The sequence below is a fragment of the Maribacter sp. Hel_I_7 genome, assembly GCF_000688315.1.
Taxonomy (GTDB): Bacteria; Bacteroidota; Bacteroidia; order Flavobacteriales; family Flavobacteriaceae; genus Maribacter; species Maribacter stanieri.
Map to the genome: position 1 here is coordinate 1131462 of NZ_JHZW01000002.1, position 20478 is coordinate 1151939.

14 protein-coding genes and 1 pseudogene are annotated in these 20478 nt (G+C 33.2%); 9 read left to right on the top strand and 6 right to left on the bottom strand.

Going from position 1 to position 20478, the window contains the following annotated elements; all coding sequences use genetic code 11:
* The first annotated feature begins 116 nt into the window (after positions 1-116).
* Positions 117-1964 (top strand): SLC13 family permease, encoded by a 1848-nt coding sequence (locus P178_RS0106455; protein WP_027065448.1) that lies wholly within the window; start codon positions 117-119, stop codon positions 1962-1964.
* Positions 1965-1973: 9 nt separating this feature from the next.
* Here the strand turns inward: P178_RS0106455 and P178_RS0106460 are convergent, their stop codons facing one another.
* Complete coding sequence (locus P178_RS0106460) at positions 1974-2747, bottom strand: patatin-like phospholipase family protein (protein WP_027065449.1); 774 nt, start codon at positions 2745-2747, stop codon at positions 1974-1976.
* A gap of 77 nt (positions 2748-2824) precedes the next feature.
* Positions 2825-4339, bottom strand: coding sequence for a Do family serine endopeptidase (locus P178_RS0106465; protein ID WP_051638192.1), 1515 nt, complete (start codon positions 4337-4339; stop codon positions 2825-2827).
* A 374-nt stretch (positions 4340-4713) separates the two neighbouring features.
* On the opposite strand from P178_RS0106465, the gene P178_RS0106470 reads away from it, so the two are divergent.
* The 8 genes and pseudogenes from P178_RS0106470 to P178_RS23170 all read left to right on the top strand — a co-directional run bounded on the left by P178_RS0106470 (position 4714) and on the right by P178_RS23170 (position 14339).
* Positions 4714-5403, top strand: a complete 690-nt coding sequence (locus P178_RS0106470) for a DUF2064 domain-containing protein (protein ID WP_027065451.1) — start codon at positions 4714-4716, stop codon at positions 5401-5403.
* A 52-nt stretch (positions 5404-5455) separates the two neighbouring features.
* On the top strand, positions 5456-8659 hold the full coding sequence (locus P178_RS0106475; protein WP_027065452.1) for a SusC/RagA family TonB-linked outer membrane protein: 3204 nt from the start codon (positions 5456-5458) through the stop codon (positions 8657-8659).
* 10 nt (positions 8660-8669) lie between these two features.
* A complete protein-coding gene (locus P178_RS0106480; RefSeq protein ID WP_036145823.1) occupies positions 8670-10097 on the top strand; it encodes a SusD/RagB family nutrient-binding outer membrane lipoprotein in 1428 nt (475 codons plus the stop codon).
* A gap of 89 nt (positions 10098-10186) precedes the next feature.
* Complete coding sequence (locus tag P178_RS0106485; RefSeq protein WP_027065454.1) at positions 10187-11527, top strand: sodium:solute symporter; 1341 nt, start codon at positions 10187-10189, stop codon at positions 11525-11527.
* Positions 11512-12132, top strand: a pseudogene (locus P178_RS21585) (metallophosphoesterase family protein); the annotation flags it as partial. The gene P178_RS0106485 and the pseudogene P178_RS21585, both read left to right, overlap by 16 nt.
* Positions 12133-12381: 249 nt before the next feature.
* Positions 12382-12717 carry an arsenosugar biosynthesis-associated peroxidase-like protein gene (locus P178_RS22875; RefSeq protein ID WP_081819435.1) on the top strand — a complete coding sequence of 112 codons (336 nt, stop codon included), beginning with the start codon at positions 12382-12384 and terminating at the stop codon, positions 12715-12717.
* A 215-nt stretch (positions 12718-12932) separates the two neighbouring features.
* Positions 12933-13988, top strand: a complete 1056-nt coding sequence (gene arsS, locus P178_RS0106495; protein WP_027065455.1) for an arsenosugar biosynthesis radical SAM (seleno)protein ArsS — start codon at positions 12933-12935, stop codon at positions 13986-13988.
* Positions 13989-14198: 210 nt separating this feature from the next.
* Positions 14199-14339, top strand: a complete 141-nt coding sequence (locus tag P178_RS23170; RefSeq protein WP_155941585.1) for a TetR/AcrR family transcriptional regulator — start codon at positions 14199-14201, stop codon at positions 14337-14339.
* On the opposite strand, the gene P178_RS0106505 is transcribed toward P178_RS23170, so the two are convergent.
* The 4 genes from P178_RS0106505 to P178_RS0106520 form a co-directional block, all read right to left on the bottom strand.
* Positions 14336-15070: a polyphosphate polymerase domain-containing protein gene (locus P178_RS0106505; RefSeq protein ID WP_027065456.1), complete on the bottom strand. Its 735-nt coding sequence runs from the start codon at positions 15068-15070 to the stop codon at positions 14336-14338. The two genes, P178_RS23170 and P178_RS0106505, sit on opposite strands and share 4 nt — an antisense overlap.
* On the bottom strand, positions 15051-18041 hold the full coding sequence (locus tag P178_RS0106510) for a right-handed parallel beta-helix repeat-containing protein (protein ID WP_027065457.1): 2991 nt from the start codon (positions 18039-18041) through the stop codon (positions 15051-15053). Before P178_RS0106510 ends, P178_RS0106505 begins: the two co-directional genes overlap by 20 nt.
* Before the next feature lie 58 nt (positions 18042-18099).
* Positions 18100-18777 carry a DUF4956 domain-containing protein gene (locus P178_RS0106515; RefSeq protein WP_027065458.1) on the bottom strand — a complete coding sequence of 226 codons (678 nt, stop codon included), beginning with the start codon at positions 18775-18777 and terminating at the stop codon, positions 18100-18102.
* Between the two features lie 489 nt (positions 18778-19266).
* Positions 19267-19959 (bottom strand): inorganic diphosphatase, encoded by a 693-nt coding sequence (locus tag P178_RS0106520; RefSeq protein WP_027065459.1) that lies wholly within the window; start codon positions 19957-19959, stop codon positions 19267-19269.
* Positions 19960-20478 lie beyond the last annotated feature (519 nt).

Here is a 20478-nt window from a genome sequence, read left to right on the forward strand (position 1 = left end):
AAAGACGTTTTTTTTTACCTCCTATTTACTCTTTTAAAAGCTAAAATTTATTCGATAGAGTTATTCTATCTGGGACGTTAAAATACCTTTGATAGTATTTTCAACGCTCACTAGCTATGTCCATAGAAATCATAGGTGTATTCATAATAATCGCAGCGGTAATTATCTTATTTGCTTTTGAGATTTTCCCGATGGATAAAATATCCTTCTGCATTATTGCCGCTTTATTACTTACAGGGTTGGTTTCACCGGAGGAAGCCGTTAGTGGATTCTCTAACAAAGCGGTCATTACCATATTATGCTTAATGATTTTAGCAATAGGTCTAGAAGAGAACGGAGCAATATCCTATCTCGCCAAAGGATTAAAAATTTTAAAAAACTGGCCCGTAGTATTAGCAATGGTTGCCATTATGCTAATTGCCGGTAGTATTTCTGCCTTTGTAAGTTCAACGGCTGTAGTCATTGTATTTATAAAAATTGTTGCAGAATTACGAGAGAAGTATCAATTGCCTCCAGGTAAGCTTTTACTACCTATTTCCTTCGCTAGTATTCTTGGTGGTAGCTGTACCTTAATGGGTACCTCAACTAACCTATTAGTCAGTAATATTGCTGCCAGATACACGGGCGAGAAACTCGGTTTTTTTGAATTCTCTTTATTTGGGATTACTTTCTTAGGCATTTCAATGGGTATCATTGCACTCTTTTATCGCTTTTTACCAAAAGACAACGGCGAACTGTCTGATAATTATGACCTAGATCGATACCTATTAACTTTGACCATAGAACCCGATTCCCCTTTGGCAGAAAAACCCATTGGTGAAAGCTTCATGTTCAAAGAAGTGGATATCACCGTTTTGCGTTTAACACGTAATGGGTACGACCAAAACTTATTAAATCATGATTTACTCATTAAGCCGAACGATATTATTCTTTTGCATTGCAGTTTAGAAAATCTTCAAAAAATGCGTGGCGAAGGTTATTTTGAAATTGATTTAGAAGAAAAAGACCATTTCAAATCCACCAAAAACACACAAATAAAAAAGGTAAGCGATTCCAATAAAAAAGATGAAGACACTAACGAGACAAAAGACGAAAACTTACTATTAGAATTATTGTTATTACCTGGGTCTAAGTTTCTTGGTAGAAACCTATCTGAACTAAAAACTATGTTGATCCCTAGGGCAATTCCATTAGCGGTCAATAAAAGAAAAAAACTAAGAATTCTTAAAAATCGATTACACCAAAGTAACCATGAATTTACTAAACTTCATGTTGGTGACCGACTATTGATTCAAACCAAACCTGAATATGTTTCAAATTTTGAAAACAGTAATAATTTAGCTGTATTGAACCAATATGAAGGCCGTACACCTGCTACCCCATTTAAAAGAAACTTATCCATCTTAATTATTATTGCTACCATAACCATGGCAGCAACTGGTGTGTTTGAAGTAATGACTAGTGTAATTACTGGAACGCTAGCTATGCTACTTTTTAAATGTGTAGAATTGAATCGTATTTATGAAAAGATAAACTGGCAAATTATATTCTTATTGGCAGGAATGATACCGTTAGGTATTGCCATGAGTAATGCAAAAGCAGATACGTGGATTACAGAGGAATTGTTAGCGCTAATGGCTGGGCAACAACCAATATTTATTATTGGTTTATTGTTTTTAACCACCATGGTTTTAAGCAGTGTAGTTTCTAATAATGCCACTGCCATTATTATGGCTCCTATAGGTATTTCATTAGCCAGCGGTCTAAGCTTAGACCCAAAACCTTTTATACTCTGTGTAATGTTCGCTGCAAACTTTAGTTTTTTTACACCATTAGGCTACCAAACTAACGCACTTATCTACAGTATGGGAATTTATAAGTTTAAACACTTTCTGGTTATAGGAGGAGTTATTTCTCTTGTGCTATGGATTGTTGGTACCTTATTATTAAGTGCCATGCTTTAAGCATTTAAATTATTCAGGGAAAATTGCCCTAAATTTATTTACAGCAGTTTCATAACCTATTGCATATGCCTTTTCAATTCCCCTTCTGTCTAATAAACCGATATGTTCTAACTCTTGTGACTCAAGAATAAGGTGACAATTATTAATTTTTTGTCTGTTGATGGCGTAAATCATCAATCCGGTTACACGACCCGTTAATTGAAAAGAATTATTCAGGTGTTTCTTCTCTAATTTAGAAACGACAGAAACGTTGCTACCTATAACATATTCTACTTTAGACAAAACCGGTTCTGAAGGAAAATTATTCATGATTCCGCCATCTGCGTATAGTTCACCGTTATATTCTACTGGACTAAAAACTGGCGGTAATGCTGCAGAAGCCAATAACGGTTTTATCAATTCACCTTTATCAATGAATAGTTCTTCGCCTTTTTGCAAGTTGGTAGCTACCACATGAAGTTCTCTGTTTAAAGCTTCAAAACTATCTTCTGGAAAATACTGTTTAAAAGAAGATATGTAACTTTCACTGTTCAATAAACCCGGTTTTGCGACCGCGAAATAATTGTATTTAAAAAGCGGAGTCTCCTTAAAAAAACGGAGCATATCAATAACTGGTTTATCTGCTGCGTACAAAGCGCCTACTAAAGCACCAATACTACTTCCAGATACAACATTGGCTTCTAGACCAAACTCTTGCATTGCCTTTATAACACCTATATGTGCCATGCCTCTAATGCCCCCACCGGAAAGCACCAAACCTATGGACTTAGAACCTATTTGCATCTATCTAGAATTAATTCAAAAAAAATGCCGAACGAATACTATTATCCGCTCGGCATAAAATTAATCATTAATGCGGACTATGAATCTAATCCGAAGGCATAATAATATTTACTTCCGTCTTCATAAATACCTTCTAACATAACTCCACCTTTTTTACCCTCTAGCGCAGATGCTACATCATCAATATCTTTTACACGTTTACCGTCAATATGCGTAATAATAAACCCTTCACGCATTTGAGTTTCTTTCTTGATTTTTCCAGGATATAATTTAGTCACCTGAACAGCACCGTCTAAACCAAACTTCTTTCCTATCTCTTTATTGACATTCTCAAAATCGGCTCCAAGAAGGTTAAATACTTCTTTATCTTCTTTCTTTATGATATTGGTACCACCTTGAGAGTTATGAAGCTCTACTTCTAGCTCTTTTTCTTTACCGTTTCTAATTACTACAATAGTCACTTTATCACCTGGTCGTTTACCTGCAATAATTTCTTGAAGTCTAGGTGATGTAGCTGTTTCTTTACCATTTACACTAATAATAATATCTCCAGATTCAATACCTGCCAAATCTGCACCACTATCTTCACCAACTTGCTCTACCCAAACTCCTTTGGTAAAATCAACATCTTTCTCTTTGGCCAAGTTACTATCCATCGTTCTAATGGTTACCCCTAGCATACCACGTTGCACGTTACCATATTTTAAAAGGTCTTCAACCACTTTGGTTACTATATTACTAGGTACTGCAAATCCGTAACCTGTGTAAGTACCGGTTGTACTAGCAATAGCCGTATTAATTCCGACCAAATTACCGTCAAGATTCACTAGCGCACCACCACTGTTACCAGGGTTAATAGCTGCATCTGTCTGTATAAAACTTTCTACAGCAAATTTATCGGCATTAATATGAATATTTCTCGCTTTGGCACTAACGATACCTGCGGTAACTGTTGAGTTTAATCCAAGCGGATTACCTACTGCCAATACCCATTCTCCCACTTCAACATCATCTGAATTTACCAATGACATAGTTTTAAGATTGTCAGCCTTAATCTGTAAAAGTGCTAAATCTGTAGTTGGATCAGTACCTATTACGGTAGCCTTGTAAGATTGGTTATTATATAAGGTAACCTCAACCTCATCTGCATTGTCAATTACATGATTATTGGTTACTATATAACCTTTGTCGTTAATGATCACTCCTGATCCCGTACCAACCCTAGGTTGCGAACGCGTACCTTCTGGAGATTGTCCTTTAAACATATCACCAAAAAACTCTTTAAAAGGATCTGGCAATTCCCTAGCTCCTTGATTTTGATAGGATGATCCCGTTTGGGTAGATTTAATATGCACCACAGCATCTAAAACCTTCTCTGAAGTATCGGTAAAATCTAACGGTTTAATATTTCCTTCGTTATCCTTTGTATACAAAGCATGTGCACCAGGAACAGATTCAACAACCGTTACTCCTGTGTTTTCTTTTTCGTTTTGTTTGTTCAATTGTATTACCCCTAAACTAACTGCAAGGGCAATAACCGCTGAGAAGAGGTAAACCTTCCAAGCGCCTTTGGTATTTGTGTCTGATTTCATATATAATTAATTTTTAAAATTCTTCTGATGTCTTAACGGCAATAGCTATGCCATGTCTATGCCTGTCAATGCTAAAAAAAATCTAAAACTTTTTGAAATTTTAAGGGATTTTTTAGACTAAGTGGTCTGTAAGCATAAAATTAGCATGGGCAAATACTCAAAAAGAAGTACTTTATCCTATTATATATCATGTTTATAGGTAATTATATAAGTTAGATAATGAACCTTATTGTTTGAAACCGACCACATGGTCTAAAACTGACATTTTGACTTAAAGTAAGATATTTCGTCTATTTTAATGATACAAATTAGTTATACTTAGAAAACCTTTGCTTTATTTTTACGTAAGTTTAACAACGAGAAAGAAAATTTAATTGAATTCACAGGGTACTACTGCAATTTTGGTATTTGCCAATTCCGCCAAAGAAGACTTGGCGAATAAGTCAATTCCTAAAGGTGAGCAATTATTTGATGTACTAACCAAAACCACTCTTAAAAAAGCAAAAAACACAGGTTTACCTGTTTTTCATTTTTCAGATAAAGATCAAGTTGGCGCTACTTTTGGCGAACGTTTTACTAATGCTATTGCTACTGTTTTTGATAAAGGATTTTCTAATTTAATTACCATTGGTAATGATACTCCCCATTTAAAAACACAACATCTTGAACATACTGCTAATCAATTAGCTTTAGGTAAAACTGTAATTGGTCCTTCTATTGATGGCGGTTTCTATTTATTAGGTTTACAAAAATCTAACTTCGATGTTGCTGAATTTCAAAATTTACCATGGCAACGATTCAGCTTATACCACCAAATTTCATTGTGGTTACAAGTAGAATCGTCTGAATTAATAAAATTACCTGTTCTACAGGATTTGGATAACGAAAGAGATTTACATTCCATACTATCGTTTTCCTTTGGTCTATCATCCACTTTGTTATTGTTGATTATAGGTTTATTAATAAGAAACAGAAGTCTATTCTACGCTAAACAGAACTTCTCAACTCTATTACCTAATAGCTTTCTTTACAATAAAGGCTCTCCTGTAGTTTCATTTATCTAAATCCCCCTTTATCCAATAATTGGGTAAATGAAAACTCAGTTCAAAGCTATATATGAAACACTTAATACTAGTGTTGACATTGTTTATGATAAACATGGTCAATGCTCAAGAAACAATTACAGGTATTGTTACAGATACCGATGGCAATACAATACCGTACGTAAACATTCTATTGTCTGGCACCGTTACTGGATCGACTACCAATGAAAATGGTTTTTATACTATAAATGTACCCAACCTATCAGGCGAAATTGAATTTTCCGTTTTAGGATTTGAAACTCAAGTAGTTTCGATAAACAATAGACGAACCATTAATATAACTTTAAATGATTCTTCTGAAGTTTTAGACGAAGTAGTATTGACCGCATTAGGACTAAAACGGGAAACCAAAGAATTGGGTTATGTCGTACAAAGTTTAGATGCCAAGGGAGTTACGGAGGTAAAATCTGTAAATTTCTTGGATAACCTTTCTGGGAAATTAGCAGGTGTAACCATTAACCAAGGCGCAACTGGAGTTGGTTCTTCCTCAAAAATTACTATTCGTGGTGAAGCTTCTTTCTCTAATAACAATCCCTTGTTTATTGTAGATGGAGTACCGATAAATAATAACTCGGTTTTTAATTTTACCAGTGAAGCTGCTGCCGGCTTTCAAGAAATTGATTTTGGTAACGGAGCTATGGAGGTAAACCCTGATGATATTGCCGAAGTATCCGTTTTAAAAGGTCCAAGTGCTGCGGCACTATACGGAACAAGAGCTTCTAATGGTGTTATTATTATTGAAACTAAAAGTGGTAAAAACACGAAAGGATTGGGAGTAAGCTACAACACCAGCTTTTTTGTGGATTCCGCTTTTCAACTACCAGATTTTCAAAATGAATACGGACAAGGTAATTCTGGTGAGTTTGCTTTTGTAGACGGATTAGGTGGTGGCACCAATGACTTGATTACCTACAGTTGGGGACCTCGTTTAGATGTTGGTAACTTAATTCCCCAATATGATAGTCCGGTAACACTAGCAGATGGAACCGTAGTGCGCGGTGGAGATACAGCTCTTTATAATGGGAATACGATTACACCGACGGAGTTTAAATCGAATCCTGATAACTTGAAGAACTTCTATGAAACCGGAACTACCTTGATTAATAATATTGCTATTTCAAACGGATTTGACAAAGGCAACTATCGACTTTCGTTTACAGATTTACGTAGTGAGTCGATTATTCCAGGGGTTAATTTAGATAGACAAACTATTAGTACACGATTGAGTTTTCAACCTATTGATAAGATCCGCATCAATTCATCCATAAGTTATATTAATTCGAGTAGTGACAACCGACCTTCTAATGGCTACGGATCAGAAAACGCGAATTATTCTTTGGTAGCATGGGGACCACGTTCCTTGAATATTGAAAATTTAAAAAAGTATTGGCAACCTGGCTTAGAAGGCATACAACAGTATTCTTATAACTATACGTTTTTTGACAATCCTTATTTTATCCTTAATGAAAACACCAACTCTTTTAACAGGGATAGGGTTTTTGGAAATATTTCAGCTAGCTACGATATCACAGAGAATTTAACAGCGTCTATTAGAACAGGAATGGATTATTCTAGTGAACTACGTCAATTAAAAAGAGCCTATAGTTCTAATCGATTCTCAAATGGCGGATATGCCGAACATGATGTGTTCTACAGAGAGGTAAACACAGATTTTCTATTAAACTATGCAAATAAATTTAATGATATAAGTGTAGATGTTTCACTTGGTGGAAATCGTTTAGACCAAAAAGCATTTACCTCACAATCGCAGACAACAAGTTTAGCGCAACCAGGTATTTTTAGATTATCTAATGCCGCATCCCCTATAGAAGTATTCGAGTTTGAATCAAATAAACGTATCAACAGTTTTTACGGCTTGGCAAAATTCGGATATAAAGATTTCCTTTTCTTAGATGTTACAGGAAGAAACGATTGGTCAAGCGCATTGGCAACCCCATTTTCAGTAGATAATACCTCATTCTTTTATCCATCGGTATCCAGTAGTTTTATTCTATCGGAAGTAGTTGAATTACCTAAAACAATTTCTTTTGCAAAATTACGGGCAAGCTGGGCACAGGTTGGTAATGATACAAATCCGTACCAAACAACAGGAGCTTTTGTGGCACAGACACCTTTTAATGGTCAACCTACTTTCAGCAATTCAAATACCATCGCAAATGCAAATCTTCAACCAGAATCAACTTCTTCTTTTGAAGTAGGTGCAGATGTACGGTTGTTTGGCGATCAGCTTCGTTTTGATATCTCGTATTATAACGCATTAACGAAAGACCAGATTATTTCATTGCCTATAGGTATTTCATCAGGGTTTACCCAACAAGTAGTCAATGGTGGTGAAGTACGTTCAAAAGGTGTAGAGATTATTCTCGGTATTTCACCAGTAATAAGTCAGAATTTAAAATGGAATAGTACTTTAAATTTTAGCACAAACAGGTCTACCGTAGAAAGCTTACCACAAGATGAAGGCAGGTTAACACTAGCATATTCAAGAATATACGACAGTCAAAACCAAACGGTATTTTTACAGGCAGAAGAAGGTGGTCGTGTAGGTGATTTATATGGAACAGGATATCTAAAAAATGATAATGGTGATTTTATCCTGACGGATGAAGGCAGATATATTCCAGATAATGAACTACAAAAATTAGGGAATTACAATCCAGATTTTATGCTAGGTTTTAATAATCAGTTCAATTATAAGAATTGGAACATGGGTTTCCTTTTCGATTGGCGACAAGGCGGAATCATAGTTTCTAGAACTAGGGCATTGGGTAATGTTGGTGGTCAGCTGGCAGAAACAGCTTTTAGACCAGAAGAAGGAATTGTGCCCGAAGGCGTTGTAAATATAGGTACTCAAGAAAATCCTGTTTACACACCAAATACAGTAGCGGTTTCTGCAGAAAGTTACTATCGCCAGTTTTATGATAGAAACCATGAGGAAAACAATACGTATGATGCTTCCTTTTTAAAACTACGTCAAGTATCTATTGGTTACACTTTTGAAAATCTTAGTGTATTCAATCAAAATGCAACCTTGAATTTATCCTTAATAGGAAAGAATCTGTTTGCCATTACAGAGAATCCGCATTTTGACCCAGAGCAATTAGCGGTGCAAGGACAAGGATTTATAAGTGGCGTAGAAGATATGTCATATGCAACAACAAGAAGTATAGGTTTTAAAGCAGGATTTAATTTTTAAGAAAAAGAAGATGAGATATATATACACCGTTCTAGTCTTAATGTTGGTCATTAGCTGCACAAAAGACTTTGAAGAAATTAATACGAATACAAACGCACCGGTAACAGTGCAACCTAGTTTATTGCTTAGGCAAGTAATCTATGATTATGGGGAACAAATGTCTTATGAAGGTTTTACTGCCGGTAATTTACTAGGGCAATATAGCACTGCTCTTGATTTTAATTTATTTGATAGACATGATTTAAAATCACCTCAACTAGGAGGTAATCCTTGGCCAATATTCTATCAAAATCTAAGAGACAATGAGATCATATTGAATTTATCTCAAGAAAATACTGCCTTTGCGGTCTATGAAGGTCCTGCAAGAATAATGAAAGCCTACATGGCAGCAGGGTTAACAGATTTATTTGGGGATGTTCCTTATTCAGAAGCATTTAAAGGTGATACAGAAACCGTTACTCCGGTCTACGATTCTCAAGAATCTATTTACATGGATGAAAATGGTGTTTTTGATAACCTTGATAAAGGTATTGCTGCTATAGAAAACTATACAGGTACAATTGCACTAGACGGTGATATTCTATTCAATGGAGATTTAGAGGGATGGATTCGTTTTGCAAATTCGCTAAAGATTAAATATCTAATGCGAGTTTCGAGCAAAATAAATGTTGCCGCCCAATTACAAATCATAGTTGCCGAAGGTAATTTCATTGATGATAATAGTGAAAATGCCATTTTCAACTTTACCGATGGAGAACCAAATAATTTTAGGTTAGCCAGATTAAGAATAGGTGATTTCAACAATTACGTACTTTCTGAAACAATGGACGAAATATTGACCGACTTAAATGACCCGCGTAATAATCGTCTTTACCGCCCATTTGCAAATAGTTCAGATAACGGATACAACGGACTCTTAAATGGAATAGATGCCTCTGCCGGAGTTTCCTTAGCCGATTATTCCTTATTAGGAACAATTTTTAGAGAGAATACAGGATTGTTAGACGCCAATTTCATGACAAGCATGGAAACACATTTCCTTTTGGCTGAAGCCGCACAAAAAGGGCTTATAACAGCCGATACAGAAACGTTGTATAACACAGGAGTTACTCAAGCTTTTGATTACTGGCAAGTTGACCTACCTGCGGATTATTTAACCGTTGATGCTGCACTGGAAGATGGTGACGCATTAGAAAACATCATCACTCAGAAATGGATTGCCAATAGCATAAACGGCTATGAAGGTTGGGTAGAATATAGAAGAACCGGTTTCCCTCAATTGAAAACGATATCGGCTAGTTTAAATAACAATTTAATTCCGATTCGCATGCCCTATCCTTCTGAAGAAGAAGCATTAAATAGTGTCAATTATACCACTGCTTCAAATAATACGGAAGGTAATAGTATAAATGTGCCTGTTTGGTGGGATGAGCAATAGTTAGGAGTTAGGAGTTAGGAGTTAGGAGTTAGGAGTTAGGAGTTAGGAGTTAGGAGTTAGGAGTTAGGAGTTAGGAAAATAAAATAATTATGACTGAAGTGAAAATATGGCAATGGGGATTAATAATAGCATCTAGTTTGGTGTTGTTTTTCCTTTCCCCATGGGCAAAAGACACTAACCAGTTTTTTAAGGCAGTCCAAAAAAAGAAGGCGCCCAATACATTTATGTTGATGGGTAGCTTAATCATCTCTTGGATTTTTGCAAAGAGCATTACTAATGCTGCAAATTTAGGATTAGATTTTGGTATCGTTGGTGGCGTAGCTTATGCAGGGTATTATTTGTCTTTTGCAGTTGCGGGTATCGTCATTTATAAAATGAGGCTACATGGTAAATACACCAGTATACATCATTTTCTATCGTCTAAGTTTGGTAAAACAGCAGTTACCATCTTTTCTATACTAATAGCATTTAGGTTATTCAATGAAGTGTGGAGTAACACTATGGTCATAGGATCTTATTTTGGGGATATGGGTACTAGTGCCTACTATTGGTCAATATTAGTGTTTACAGCCTTGACCTTGGCTTATGTTCTAAAAGGAGGTATGAGTAGTTCAATTTTTACCGATGTTGTCCAAATGGGGCTCTTTTCTATTCTTTTGGCGGTAATATTGTTCACAATTTTTGGAAAGGGAACAGATTTATCTGTAACTGAAGTTGCAAATACTGGGATTTGGTCATTTGAAACAGGTCTTAATTTACTGTTCGCAGCACTTCTACAATCCTTCAGCTATCCCTTTCATGACCCTGTGCTAACAGACAGAGGTTTTCTCAGTAGTCCAAAAGTAACCCTAAAGAGTTTTTTATGGGCTAGCGTATTGGGTGCTATTTGTATAATTCTATTTAGTATTATTGGTGTTTACGCACAAACTCAAGGTATGCAGGGGCAGGCAGCCGTACAAGTTGGAAAAGCCTTTGGAACTATAATATTGTTGGTCATCAATTTTATTATGATTACTTCCGCAGCCTCTACATTAGATTCCACATTCTCGTCTTTCTCTAAACTATTGGCTCTTGACTTAAACTTAGGAAACACTTTAAAATTTGGTCGCTGGTCTATGGTTGCTATTGCAGTGTTAGGCACAATTCCTGTTTTTTTAGATGCAGAAATATTATCTGCTACTACCATTAGCGGAACTATGGTCATAGGCTTGACCCCTATTTTTATATTTTGGAAAGACAAAGCTCCTAAAATCAGTTTTCATTTAAGTGTTTTTGTCGGATTGTTATTTGGCTTCCTTTTAATTTTTAATTGGTTTCCAGAAAATATGATATTTACTACTGGCAAATACGCCAGTTTACTCTGGATTAATTTTTGGGGCATCATCTGTTGCCTATTCGTTTATATAATACCTACATGGATAAAGAAATAAAACATATTGGTGTAAAAGAAGGAAAGCTATTGCTTTTTGGAGGGGTTTATAGCAACCTACAAGCATTGGAAAAATTAATTTCTATTGCTCAGGAGGCTGGGGTAAAACCAGAGAACTGTATAAGTACCGGCGATTTAACTGGTTACTGTGCACAACCTGAAGAAACTATTCAATTGTTTCAAAAATGGGGTGCATTAAGCATTGCAGGTAACGTAGAACTACAACTAGCTAGTGACAGTGAAGACTGTGGATGCGATTTTAAAAGTGGTAGCCGTTGCGATGATTTTTCAAAAATGTGGTTTCCGTATACTAAAGGACATTTATCGCAACAATCTTTAGATTGGATGAAAGAAATTCCGGAGTACATCAGTTTTGATTATGCTGACAAAAAAGTAACCGTAGTCCATGGAAACTATGGAAATACTTCTGAATTCGTATTCAAGTCAAATGCCACCGAAAGTAAAGAACGTTGTTTTGATGAGACTAAAAGTGATATCATCATAGCAGGCCATTGCGGGCTACCATTTCATCAATCTATAAAAGATCAGCTATGGCTTAATCCTGGCGTAATTGGTATGCCAGCAAATGATGGTACAACTAGAGTTTGGTATATGCTTTTGGATGCGATTAATGGCGAAGTAAGCTTCACACATCAATCATTTGAATACGATGCCGAAATAGCACAAAAATTAATGTACAAAAATCATTTACCCGAAGCTTATGGAGACACCCTTACTTCTGGCATTTGGGATAACATGGAAATTCTTCCAGAAATAGAAAAAATGGGGCAGGGAATTCCGATTCATTTTAACCAAGAACAAAAAGATTCAATAAAACCAAAAACACAAAAAAAGATGGCAAATACGTACTACGACCCAGCAGATTTAAGAAAATTCGGAAAAATTACAGAGTGGAGCGAAGAGCTGGGAACAAAATTTTTCGATTATTATGGTAAGGTTTTCGAAGAAGGCGCACTAAGTGCTAGAGAAAAGTCTCTAATTGCACTAGCTGTATCTCATGTTGTTAAATGTCCGTACTGTATTGATGCCTATACCAAAGACGGATTACAAAAGGGAATAACAAAAGAAGAAATGATGGAGGCTGTACATGTTGGGGCTGCAATTGAAAGTGGAGCAACATTGGTTCATGGTGTACAAATGATGAATAAGTATAATAAATTGTCAATGTAAATTTCGTTGTTGGTTGTTCGTTGATGGTTGTTCGTAGCGGCCTTCTTTAATAATCAATACATTGAAATTAAAGTTAGTTTATAAAAATATTGCAAATGGAATGTTCATCATGAACATCTATTATTAAGAAAAGGAAATTAAATGTTGTGAAGTCAAAGTTTGAAGCATTGTATAAAATGCTAACAATAAAAAGCGAACAACAAACAACTAAAAAAATGGCTACAAAATCATTAAAAGCGAAAGGAAACGATTTAGCAGTTTCCAATAAGCAATTAGAAATACTAAACGGAGGAATCTTTGCTGATGGCGAATTGCCTTATTTTAAGGACAAAATTGCCGAGATAGGACATTTTCCTTTACGTCCAAAAAAGTTGGAAATTTTGCAAATTAATGTAGGTTACATGTGTAATCAAGTTTGCGAACATTGCCATGTAGATGCTGGTCCCGATCGTAAAGAGATTATGACTCGTGAAACCATGCAACAATGCTTAGAGGTCATAAAAAATACAGGAGCCCACACTTTAGATTTAACTGGTGGAGCACCAGAAATGAATCCTGATTTTGAGTGGTTTGTAGAAGAAGCTGCTAAAGCCGGAATCAAAGATTTTATTGTTCGTTCTAACCTTACTATTATTAGGGCAAACAAGAAATACTATCACTTACCAGATTTCTTTAAAAAACATAATGTTCATGTAATCTCTTCAATGCCACACTATACCCGTGGTAAAACGGATAAACAAAGAGGAGACGGAGTTTTTGATAAGTCGATAAAGGCATTGCAAGAATTGAATGAAAGAGGCTATGGTATGCCAGGTAGCGATTTAAAGTTGGATTTGGTATACAACCCATCAGGCGCTTATTTACCAGGTGACCAAGTAGCAATGGAAAAAGATTTCAAAAAAGCCTTAAAGGAAGATTTTAATATTCAATTCCACAGTCTTTTTGCAATTACCAATTTACCTATTGCACGTTTCTTAGATTATTTGATAGCCTCAGAGAATTATGAAGATTATATGTATGCGCTGGTTGAAGCATATAACCCCTCTGCAGTAGCAAATGTAATGTGTACCAATACTATTTCCATTAGTTGGGACGGATGGTTGTATGATTGTGATTTTAACCAAATGCTCGACTTAAAAGTAGCTAGCAAGGTGAAACACATTAAAGACTACAATGAAGATTTATTAAACGATAGAAATATTATTATATCCCAACATTGTTATGGCTGTACAGCAGGTGCAGGTAGTAGCTGCCAAGGTACTGTTGCTTAACACCATTTAAAACACCCTCCTAATTTAATAAAATAACGAAATAGTAACTGACCGTTTAGTTTGTAAACGGCTTAAAAAACATTGCCATACACCGATATATAGTACGTTTATCGAAAAAAAATGCATCTAGTCTATAAATATTAAAGCTTATTATAAATCGGAAGTTCTATATACAGACCATATGGTCAGATTTACCCAAATCTCAATATTATGAACAAGATCCTAAAACGCATGGCAACCATGCAACGTTTACAGACTACCGGATTAGAATTGTTTTATGCCCAAGGGTATTACGATACCAGTGTAGATGATATTCTAAAAAAATTAGAATTATCTAAAAAGGTATTTTAAAAAGACAACCCTTTAATTAAATCTATTCCTTGAACATATTTAGAATTTCGTGAAACCCTATATTCAAATTCTTGAGAAATCCCTCTAGCCTCTCCGTCATCATTAAGATTATATTTTAACTCCAATACCACAATATCATCTTCAATACGTCTTTCAGAAGCAACGTAATTAGTGTAATATGGATCATAAAATCTTTGATGAAAATCTAGTGTAATCCTAAATTTTTTACAATCAGACAAGAAATATCTTCTTTCGTAAGAGTTGTAAAGAGCGGGTTGTAATTGTTGCAATCTATTTTTTAAAAGGGGATTATCCTCAATCTCATTAGTTACTATTTCCATAAGATTATAAATACTTAAAGACTTTATATCTAAGACTAAATCACCTAGTTTATGGGTTATTTTATCACCAACCTCACCAAACTTTTTCTTAATTTCTATTGAGGGGTTTTTTATTAGTGAAAAATTATCTCCGTACCATCTTAATCTATATTTTTCTCGTGTACCAATACCTGAAACGTTTTGCTTGTAAAAATTGTAATTACAGTCATCGAAATAAACATTGTTGATTCTACGTTTTTCAAATATCTCTTCAAAACCATAACTATTGGAAAAAAGATCTTGTACTAAATCTTCCAAATAAGCACTGGAACAAATGTATTTACGTTCATATCTTAGATTATCCTCTGAAAGTATTGACGATTTTGCGGTATTACTTACTACTTTTTCCATACTCGTTGCCATACATTTTATCAATTACTTTAGAAGATTTGGTTTCTACTAATTTACCCTCTATGCTTAATTCAGAATTTTCTTCAATTAAATGATCTAAAGTATTATCAATTAAAGTTAAATTAGTAAGACTGATAGTGCCAGGTCCATATTCACTTTTCTTTTGAAAGCTAGAAATCGCTAATTTTGAATCTGTGATATTCACGTTATCAAGTTCTATAATTGACAAATCTTTACTCACCACTCCAATTTCCCCACCTACAATTTTCACTTGTCCTCCAGTCAATTTACTACCTTCTCCAATACTTATGGCTTTATCAGAAGCATTTGTAACGACTACATTCTTAATTTCCAATGAAGAACCTGAAACATCAATACCATCATTCCCACTATTTAAAAAAGAACAGTTTTCTAGTTTTCCTGTAACAAAATCACCGTCAAAGGCATCAGAAAAGGTATTCTTAAAATTGACCGACCCTAAATAGAAATCTGATCTTATAATATTCAATCCATCCTCACACCTATTATTTTCAAAAGTTGAATTTGTAATTCGAACATTCGCTTCATTAAAATTTACTGCTCCAGATAGGCTCCAATCCATAACATTTGGGTTAGAAAGATTGCTAAAATGACAAAAATCTAAAATAGAAATTTGGTCACAATTGGAAACAAAAATCCCATTCCCTGTACCGTCCGAAGATTTAAATGTAATAGGATCAGTCTTGGTTCCTTTGCAAATCATAGGGGAATAAGATAATAATGAAGCTTTATTTGACAAATCTAAACTAAAGCCTTTCTCAATTTGAACGGTATACCCAGAAGGAATACGAATTATTTTATTTGTTTTATAAGTACCCGATTTAAATACTATATTTTTTTCATTTTCATTAACAGTGATAAATTCAAATAAACTTAAGTCCGAAAATTGATTATACTTTTTTACAAAATCAGCATCCTCTTCCTTATATGGTATTATATTTACGAAGTCATTATGCTTTGAACCAAGAATATTAAAATCCAAATGTATTTTACTAACATCCTTTGGGTAACGAAATTCTCCTTTTTTATTCTTTTTAGAAACAAAAGCATTTATAAAAGAACTCTTCAATGGAATTGAAACAATTTTCTTCTCATCTGGCAAAATAATACTATTTTGAATTTGATTTGAGAGAATTGTTCCTTTAAATGTTTTTAAGGAATTGATGGTAATTGGATAATTAGAAATATTATAAACCCTTAACACCATCTCATTTGAAGTGTGATTGTATAGATGCGTAATCACAGCATCTGAGGGGTGAATCTGCTTTTTAATAAAGTTGCTGTTATGCTCTAGTATAGACCTATCAAAATTAATGTCAAATTCAGTGTTTAGATTAACTATTAATGAATTTAACTCATTATAATTTGAATTAAGTAAATTGTTAATAAATTCACTACTGCTAACCAACTCTAACTTTTCTACTAATTTCTGTTTATATAGGTCATCATTTTCATAAAAAATATAATTTCTTATATAATCTATTTTAGTTCCAGAATTAGAGTCATAAGATACTGGTTCCAATTTATTTGTAACAGGGTTATAATATATTCTTAAGTTATGCCAAATTAAACCATGATGACCTCCAAACAAATTTGACAAAGCAACATAGAAAGTTAGCTTATCAAGATCAAACACCTCTGAAATTTTCAATTCTCCTTTTCTCAAACCATTCAATAAATTTTTTGCAATATTAAATTGTTTTCTTAAAATTGGGGAAGAAAGTACTTTTGACTCATTAAAAACAGAGATAGGAGCATTATCGATTAAAGACAAATCTGAATCTATAGTAGAACTAGGTAAATTTAACTCTCTTTGTTTACTTCTATCTGCCCACAATAAAGATTCATCAAAATTTAAAATTATACCTTCTCTTCTTTTGTTGTTTTCAATTAAATACTTATCAAAGGATTCTTCAATTGCCATTATACCCATCATTTTATTGACCGTAGTATTCTTTTTTGCTATTTTCAAATCAACATTTATAAAATCATATCGCAAGCCAACTAAATCATTATCCTTCATTGATTTATTAAATAACCACTCCCACACATAGTTTCGTGCCTTTGGTTGCTGAATAGAGAATTTTCGCATTCCAAAAAAAGTATTCTCATCTTCCAATTTAACTTTAAACGACCATTTGACAGAATCAGTTAAATGATCTGTCCAATCTCCTTTTAAACGCAATTCAGATTTTAATCTACCAATGTGTTTAGAGGAAATAGTAGCTTTAACAAAATCACTATCTTCGGAAGTTAAAATCCCTATTTCTAATGCAGATTTTCTTTTGTCGCTTAATTTGTCATAATCTTTCTCCTTTAATGTTAATACGATGTTTTCTAGATTATTTAATCTATTTGATAATGGAATATTGTTAATTTTAAGTTTACTCAAACCATATGACCTTCCGGAAATTCCTTTTTTGAAACGCCCAGTGTTTATATAATCTATATTATCAAGTGTCATTAATTTATGTTCAAATAATCTTTTGAATACAAAATAAGTCTTTCCGTTTATAGTTGTTTCCACTGGTTTGGTATAAAAATCCAAATTGATAAATTTACCTTTCCCAGATTTTGCCCATTCCTTATTATCTTTTAGATAAATATGTAGAAAAAATTTATCACTTAATTGTCTTGCTGTCAGTGGCGCATTATATACATAATATAAATTGGTACTACCAAATTCATGGATGAGATGTATGGAACAGATTGAATCTTTATGAATATTATTTATGTCATTAACTATAATCTTATTTATGCTGAATGCGTCTTTTAAAACAGTAGGAGACATAAAATCACTTACATTGTTTTCAGTCTTTTTCGTTACCTTTTCTTTATTAAAAGCTAATTGTAAGGAAAAGAGAATTAATGGGATAAGGAGTAATAATGGAATAGCAAATTTGAAAGATTTTCTATTATTTTGTATTCTCATAGCAATTTTTTAAAATTTATATAAGGGAAGTAGAAAGACATTAATTTTTCTCTCATATTTAAATGCCACTATCAATAAAAGTAATATTAATATCCGCATCTAAATTTTTTAGTTCTTTTGCTATAACTTGTAATCCTTCTAAATTTGACAGATTAATTAAAAAATTAACATCAAAATTTTCTTTGGTAATATTAAGTCTTTTCATTTCTAGCTGTGTAGTATGCATAGACAAAACTGAGCTAATTTGATCTATAATTTCATTTCCGTTTTTGTCTGTTGTAGGTAAGCTTAAAATTAAATTTTGAGAAATAGAATCACTTAATTTATTTTTTTTCATTAAAACTATAACTAAAGCAAGTAATACAAAACCAGTAAATGTTGGTAAAAATTGATTAGCCCCCATTCCAAGACCTACAGCTATTGAAATAAAGAAAAAGCCCAATTCTTCAGGTTCCTTTATAGCGGTTCTAAAACGAACTATGGATAAAGCCCCTACCAAACCCAACGAAAGGGCTAAGGAAGATTTTACAATTGATATTATAATAAAGGTGGTTACACCAACTAATATAAAAACACGTGATAATTGTTCTCTATTAGAAATAGAATTTCCGTATTTTACATATAATTTAGAAAGGATAAAAAGTAGAATAATCGCAATTATAATATTTAATAAAAAAGTGAGAATTGAAAAATTTTCTTGGGAGTTTAATTCAAATTGACTGAGTAATTCATTCATAATTGTATAGAATCTGGTTGTTAGTTAATTTACAAAGTTAATACTTACTAATGGTTTTGAAAGAATATATTTACAAAGTGCAAGGTCGACTTGTTTCATAAAGCCTATAAATTGGTTTAACATTAAACCTCTAAAACCTAAGAAAGAAAATTTATCCAAGGGTGAAACTTGGGCATCTAATCATATTCTTGTTACTAGCATTAAAACTTTTTTATTTATCCAAATCTCTGAATAAATAAAACTTATTTTTTAGTATACTTATAAAAAATCCAAGACAAACTTCTGTATTAAAATTATTTGGTTAAACAAATTTAAAAGTATTCCCGATTTTTCCATTTGAAACAGCTTATGTTTAATAATCTAAATATACACCTAGCGAAGTAATTATTTTTTTAAATAAGCTATTGATGCCGATATAATATAACTTTTCATGCTTTTTTAAAATCAATTCAAAAAAAACTGACATTCTAAAAGATTGGTAACTCAAAACTACTTCTTAATAACTTTATTCTTATTTAGTTGATATTCATTTATTGCAATTTTCAAAATATCAAGGGCATTATTTTTTTCTCCAAACCCATTTGAAATCATTTTATTTGGACCTTTATAATTAGAAAACCATAATTCTATAATTTCTGTAATACCGTTATATTTTTCATCCAATTCAGCAATATTATTGACCTTATAAAATGTTGAATTTTCCGCTATTGCTATTAATTTATCATCTTTTTCTCCCCTATCTAACAAATACAATACACCTATTATCTTACACTTAACAATACTTGCTCTTTCAATGCTTGACCCTAAAACAATAATATCAAGGGGGTCTCCATCACCTCCATTCTCCTTTGAAAGTAAGGTTCTTGGAATCATTCCATAATTACCTGGATACCCTAAATATTCAACTATCCGCGGTTTATCGTCAACTAATTCCCATTCTATTTTTCCATTTGATTTATTAAGTTCCCATTTATCCACTGTTCCAGCAGGAATTTCAATTATTGCATTTACATCACCATCTTCAAAAATGGGAGAAACATCTGTTAATAAATTTACCGTATCTATTTCTGTTTTTATTTTATACGTTGAAGTGTCTAATTTCCTATTTTGACTTTGTTGAAGACAGGCATTCATTAAAAACAAAACAGCGACTAAAACAAATACTAAGAGTTTTCTCTTCATAAAATAAAATTTTTAAACCAAAATTTAATAACAAAACAACTACATTAAAATCTTAAGATTACTTAATACATATTTGCTAATGTCGATATGAAAAATCATACATAATTCACCCATTATGATTCCCTGAAATACAAAATCTTATAAAACTAAGTAACAGATAACATCTCTTGAAAAAAGTGAAATTAAGAAAAGTGTTTTACTTCAAGTGAAATGTTTTAATTTTTCTTAATTGAACTTAAATAATACAAACCCGCCTAAGAAAAATTGTTTAAAGTAATAAATGTTGAAGGGTGAAAAAATATGCTCATCAACAATTGATCAAGGCTTAATTTTAAAAAAACAATTTATTAAAAACCTATTCTCAAACTGACCACTTAGTTTGTTAAGTAGTGTAAAAAGGATGTTAAACACCGATAAAATGTACGTTTATCGAAAAAAAATGCATCTAGTCTAGAAATATTAAAGCTTATTATAAATCGGAAGTTCTATATACAGACCATATGGTCGGATTTACCCAAA